Raw genomic sequence first — 3,891 nt, 5'->3', positions numbered from 1 at the left:
TGGCTTTTCGAAACACATGTGGCTTCTCGGGGCAAGTAGGAAGCGTCCGCCCGCAGGAATTCAAAGAATATATTCCCCCAGCACCGCACCCAGTCCGACATTTTTTCGCTTACCCCGGGGTAAACCAAAAAATCTCAGCCATCCTAAACCCTCACCCTATCGTGGAGGTACAAGGTCACTGCACGACCACCAACCCATCTGCCCCGGTGCAGGCCCACACGGGCCGGGGCAACAACAATCAAAGGAGCACATTATGAGCCCCACCCTGACTCAGCGTATCCGCGCATTCATCAATCCTCCGGAGGAGACCACCTCCTCCGATACGCTCACCCACGATTGGGCTACCGAGAATTACGAGGAGGCGAACCAGCACGAATTGAATGGCTATACCTTCATCTCCCTGCCGATGCATAACGCAGGCATGAAGCTTAGCCGCCAGGTCCTCGCGCTTCAGGTGGCCTGCAGTATGCACTGGGGTACTGACCACGAGGACGTTCAGATTTACGACCCCGAGTCAAAGAAGGTGATTGCCGAAAGCCTCGTAGAACTCACCGAGTTTGGGAAGCAGAACGGCTGGTTCCAGGCCGGCTACGGTGGCCACTACAGCATCAGTTGGAATGCTGTTGAGGGATCACTCAAGACGGCGAGCTTCCCGTTGAAGGCCGAGTAACCCCCCACCCCCCCCCCCCCCGCCGAGAAGCCACAAGTGTTTCGAAAAGCAACATGTTTGGTGGCTTTTCGAAACACAAGTGGCTTCTCGGCACCGACCAAATCAACCACTAACTCTAAGGAGAACAAAATGTCCGTTGAAGAAGTCCTGGCCATTGTAGGAACTGTTGCCCCGCCGTTTACCGCTATCGCAGGACTTGGAACCGCGTGGGTAAAGCTCGGTGCAGCACGTAAGGACGCCAAGAAGGCGGCCACCACTCCCGGAGCAGGAAATACCACCCAGAAGCTCAGCGTCGGCACCATCAACGGCAATGGCAACCGCGTGCACAACACCCACCAGCAGGTAGGCAACGGCTCCGCAGCCATTAGCGGCGACGGTAACCGCACCACCATCGACAACAGCCAGCACACGCACAACCACGCACCCTCCAAGAAGGGGCAGGAAAGTACTGAAAACGCCTTCGGTCTCGGCTTTGGAGCACTGGCCGTCACGGTGATTGCTACGGCTGCATTCTGTGCTAGCTGGCCCAGTATCAACCTGATCGGCATCATCTGCTGGGTGCTTTGTCTCGCATTGACCGGTCTGCTCATCAAGAAGTATGCACAGCCGGGCACCGAAACCAGTATCAACGCCCTGATGTATATGCTCTACCCCGGTATTCTGTTGGCCATCGCTGCATGGACCTGGGTAACCCTGAATGGTTCCGGCATGTACAACCTGTCTACCATTCGCACCGCTATCGACAACCATATGAACTCCCACCAGCAGGGCAGTTACATTGCACGGTACATTGAAGCTGTCAACGCAACGTACGGATTCGGTGGCTTCACCTTGCTGATGCTGAATTTGCTCGCCGCCGTACTCACGGTTCTGCTTCTTGTACGTTGCTACTGGCATATTCTGAACGCCGCATGCGCGCGTTACCGTGGCTTTGAGCTTCGCTTCCCTCTGAAGGAAGTTGCAGCAGACATCATCCTAGCAGCCATGGGGTGCGTAGCATGCCAGCCTGCACTTGCTGAACATCTAATCGCACAGATCAACAAGTAGCATCCTGCGGATGAGAGGCGGGGCCGTATTCACTCAACTTATCCACACCCCTCTCACTGAGAAGCCACATGTGTTTCGAAAAGCCACGTTTTTAGTGGCTTTTCGAAACACATGTGGCTTTTCGGCGTAATAACTAAACGTAACACTTGAACACAAATACTATCATTTGATGCAATTAAAGCATGATTACTAGAGAAGAACTATCAACGATGATACGCACCCGCACCGAACTCATCACCTCAGCCACCCACACGCGAATCACCCTGAGCCACGCCCTCAACCGCGGCGAACTCACCCGCGTCTCAAAAGGGCACCTTCTCCCCACCCAAACCTGGAACAAACTACACCCCAACGACCAGCACTACGTGTGCATCCTCGCGCACCTCAACGAATACCCCGCCAACATCCTCGCCGCTCAAAGCGCAGCCGTCGCCTGGGGCGTCTCCTCCCTCAGCCCACCACGTCACGTTCAAGTACGAGGAGCCGGAGGCGGCCGCAGAGAAAACATCCAGCGCATCCAAGATGCCCTCACCGCGGACAGCCCCATCGTGTACACGCCCGAAGGGATCCCCACCGTCACACCGCTAACAGCTATCACCACCTGCGTGAAAACGCTCCCCTTTCGCGACGGGCTCGTACTGGCTGAAAGCGCCCTCCAGCGCTTCGCTCAGGAACCGGATATGCTCACCCACGAGGAGCTCAAGAAAGAACTCTCATCTGCATCAGGCCGCGGGTGCCGAACCGCCCGCCTCGTCGGACATGAGCTCAGCCCACGCTCAGAATCCGTTGCTGAAACCTGCATGCGGTTACTTCTCGATGACCAGGGAATCCGATACAAGCAGCAAGAAACCATCATCTGCGAAGGTCATGCCTATCGAGTGGACTTTCTGCTACCCACCACTAGCCTCCACGGCAGGCCCGTCATTCTGGAGGTAGACGGCAACGTCAAATACAACGCCAAAGAGGACCTGGTTCGGGAGAAGAATCGACAGGATCGGCTACTCCATGCGGGGTACGCCGTTGTCCGTGTTTCTGCTAAGGACGCTATTTACCGTCCGAGGCGGGCCCTGCAGGTGCTGCGTGCTGCTGGGATGCCCCAAACTTAACCGCGAAAAGCCACATGTGTTTCGAGAAGCCACCAAAGAAGTGGCTTTTCGAAACACATGTGGCTTCTCAGCGAGTAGAGAGGCGGCTACCTAGCCAACAAACCACTCGATACCAGGTACATCGCCAGGTAGAGAGCTATACTCACCGTGAAAAGACGCTGCGCGCTTTCCAACTTCGATCCAACAATCACAGCACGACCACCCAGCGCGCTAGCGGTAAGGAAAACAGAGTGCAACAGAACTTCCGGCACGAGCATTCCCCACGCAAAGAACAGCACAGTATGCACAGCCAGAGCTACCAACCCCGGAACACCGTATGCACCCATAACACCATTTACAAAGTCCACGTCAGTCGGACCTGCAGAAAGACCCGCCTGAATCAGATTGACCATCGACCAATGTTCGTTCGTCTGCAAGCCATTCGACAGTATCTGGCTGAGAAACGTACCGGACGATGCCACGTACATCAGACCCACTACGGCGTTGCGCTTCATCTTCTTACCCTTGGCCCGTGCACGCTTGGAACAACGCACCATTGCAGTCACGCCCAGCAGTAGCATCGCCCATCCCATAATAGCCGCGATCCATTGCAAAGCTTCTTCTGCAGAACCTCGCAGTAACATGACCACCCACATCACTGCAGCTACAAATCCGCCCATCACGACATTGATGATGAGATCCGGGGTACCCAAAATGGAGAAACTGAAGATACGGTCTTCGTCGTCCGATTCTTGCGCGTACTTCTCACCCTTCGTCGTGGCTCGCAAATAACGAATCGAAGCGAGCAAGCCCCGGAGAGCAGATATTGCAGCCGCCCAAAGGAAGAAAATTACGCCTACCCACATCAGAATTGTTGTTGTTGAGTGAATCCACTGTGACAACCAGTTCATATCATGCCTTTCTTCTGGGTGGCCTTGTAATGCAGTGACCACCCATCCAATATGTCCCCTTCAGACTATTCCTGATGTGGGGGCCGACCCCTTGTTCGCAATTTACCCCGGGGTAAATCAGGCTATGCCCTTTTCCTTTCAGGTACGCGAGAAGCCACATGTGTTTCGAAAAGCCACG

General features: G+C 55.2%; 4 protein-coding genes. 3 read left to right on the top strand and 1 reads right to left on the bottom strand.

Annotated elements, in window-relative coordinates; all coding sequences use genetic code 11:
- Window positions 1–253: 253 nt before the first annotated feature.
- The 3 genes from HMPREF2971_RS03975 to HMPREF2971_RS03965 all read left to right on the top strand — a co-directional run bounded on the left by HMPREF2971_RS03975 (window position 254) and on the right by HMPREF2971_RS03965 (window position 2,823).
- The gene (locus HMPREF2971_RS03975) at window positions 254–670 is read left to right on the top strand and encodes a hypothetical protein (protein ID WP_070604747.1); all 417 of its coding nucleotides are present in this window, start codon (window positions 254–256) and stop codon (window positions 668–670) included.
- 129 nt (window positions 671–799) lie between these two features.
- Complete coding sequence (locus HMPREF2971_RS03970; RefSeq protein WP_070691492.1) at window positions 800–1,717, top strand: hypothetical protein; 918 nt, start codon at window positions 800–802, stop codon at window positions 1,715–1,717.
- 182 nt (window positions 1,718–1,899) lie between these two features.
- Window positions 1,900–2,823 carry a hypothetical protein gene (locus HMPREF2971_RS03965; protein WP_141755853.1) on the top strand — a complete coding sequence of 308 codons (924 nt, stop codon included), beginning with the start codon at window positions 1,900–1,902 and terminating at the stop codon, window positions 2,821–2,823.
- Between the two features lie 86 nt (window positions 2,824–2,909).
- On the opposite strand, the gene HMPREF2971_RS03960 is transcribed toward HMPREF2971_RS03965, so the two are convergent.
- A complete protein-coding gene (locus tag HMPREF2971_RS03960) occupies window positions 2,910–3,713 on the bottom strand; it encodes a hypothetical protein (protein WP_070691488.1) in 804 nt (267 codons plus the stop codon).
- Between the last annotated feature and the right edge of the window lie 178 nt (window positions 3,714–3,891).

The organism is Rothia sp. HMSC066G07 (assembly GCF_001814485.1).
Classification (GTDB): domain Bacteria; phylum Actinomycetota; class Actinomycetes; order Actinomycetales; family Micrococcaceae; genus Rothia.
This window is presented reverse-complemented; position numbering and strand designations above follow the sequence as displayed.

Excerpts from the sequence above, each read along its gene's own strand:
- HMPREF2971_RS03975 (WP_070604747.1), top strand. The coding sequence starts at position 254 with ATGAGCCCCACCCTGACTCAGCGTATCCGCGCATTCATCAATCCTCCG.
- HMPREF2971_RS03970 (WP_070691492.1), top strand. The coding sequence starts at position 800 with ATGTCCGTTGAAGAAGTCCTGGCCATTGTAGGAACTGTTGCCCCGCCG.
- HMPREF2971_RS03965 (WP_141755853.1), top strand. The coding sequence starts at position 1,900 with ATGATTACTAGAGAAGAACTATCAACGATGATACGCACCCGCACCGAA.
- HMPREF2971_RS03960 (WP_070691488.1), bottom strand. The coding sequence starts at position 3,713 with ATGAACTGGTTGTCACAGTGGATTCACTCAACAACAACAATTCTGATG.